Here is a 1282-nt window from a genome sequence, read left to right on the forward strand (position 1 = left end):
TTCCAGGGCGGGGGGACACGTCGTACGCCGGACCCGACGGGGGAGCCGGAACCGCGGTTCACGGGCGTCACCTCCGCCAGGACGCGACCGCCTCCGCGGCCACCGCCCCGAACCGGCGCACCGTGTGGTTCCACCGGTAGCGCGCCGCGCGCTCCCTCGCGGCCTTGCCCATCAGCGTGCGGCGGTCGGTGGACAGCGCGAGGGCGCACCACGCGGCGGCGAAGGACGACTCGCCCTCGGCCAGCACACCCGTCTCGCCGTCCACGACGGAGTCACGCAGTCCGGGTACGTCGAAGGCGACCGCCGGGGTCTCGCGGGCCGCCGCCTCGGTGACCACCAGGCCCCAGCCCTCGACCGCGGACGGATGCAGCATCAGCCAGGCCGCGCAGAGCAGCCGGTGCTTCTCGGCCTCGGAGACATGGCCGGTGAACTCCACGTCCGGACCGGCCAGTCGCTCCAGCCGGGCACGCTCGGGGCCCTCGCCCACGATCACCAGCCGCCCGCCCGTCACCGGCCGCACCCGTTCCCACAGCCGCAGCAGCAGATCGATCCGCTTGTACTCCACGAGCCGCCCCACCGCCACGAACAGCGGCTCGGGGGAGCGGTCCGCACGCGGTCCCGGCTCCTCGACCCCGTTGTGCACCACTCTGATCCGCTCGCGCTCCACGCCGATCGCGCGCAGGGCCTGCGCCGTCGACGAGGAGACGGCGACCAGCAGGTTCCCCCGCTGCGCCCCCGTCAGCGCCCAGTGCTCGAGTCTTCGGCCGAGCCGCGCGGCGGGCGCCAGCGGTCCGCCGAACCGCATGTCCCACAGCTCCGTGTGCACATGGTTGACCAGGCACAGGGTGGGCCCGTCGTGCCACAGCGGTGCCAGGTACGGCATGCCGTTGCACACCTCGACCAGCAGGTCGCAGTCGCCGACCTGGCGGGCGAACGCGGGCTTGGCACGCAGATAGTGGCCCAGATCGCCGCCGGCCGACACGACCCGGTAGTCGCGGTACGCCGCGGGCCCGCCGCACAGCAGGGTGACCTGGTGACCGAGCCGGGTCAGCCCGTCGGCCAGCCGGTCGACGAGGAGCTCGGAGCCGCCCGCCGCCGGATTGCCGAGGTCACGGCGGGCGAGGAACACGATGCGGCGCGGTTGTGGGGGGTGCGCCGGAGGGTGCTGCGCGGAGCGCGGGAACGCCTCGAGCAGCGAGAACGGCACGTGCTGGGGCATGGGTGCTCCAACTCGTCTCGGGGTGCGGAACTCAGCGTGGGGGAACCGCAGCGGTGGGGGGAG

1 protein-coding gene is annotated in these 1282 nt (G+C 74.3%); it reads right to left on the reverse strand.

All coding sequences use genetic code 11. The features are described 5' to 3' along the window. Positions 1–67 precede the first annotated feature (67 nt). A complete protein-coding gene (locus FNH04_RS46110) occupies positions 68–1219 on the reverse strand; it encodes a glycosyltransferase family 4 protein (RefSeq protein WP_152792166.1) in 1152 nt (383 codons plus the stop codon). Positions 1220–1282: the final 63 nt, after the last annotated feature.

This window comes from Streptomyces phyllanthi (assembly GCF_009377205.1).
In the GTDB taxonomy this organism is placed as follows: domain Bacteria; phylum Actinomycetota; class Actinomycetes; order Streptomycetales; family Streptomycetaceae; genus Streptomyces; species Streptomyces phyllanthi.

Bases quoted from the DNA above. Each gene is read 5' to 3' on its own strand.
- FNH04_RS46110 (WP_152792166.1), bottom strand. From the start codon at position 1,219: ATGCCCCAGCACGTGCCGTTCTCGCTGCTCGAGGCGTTCCCGCGCTCC.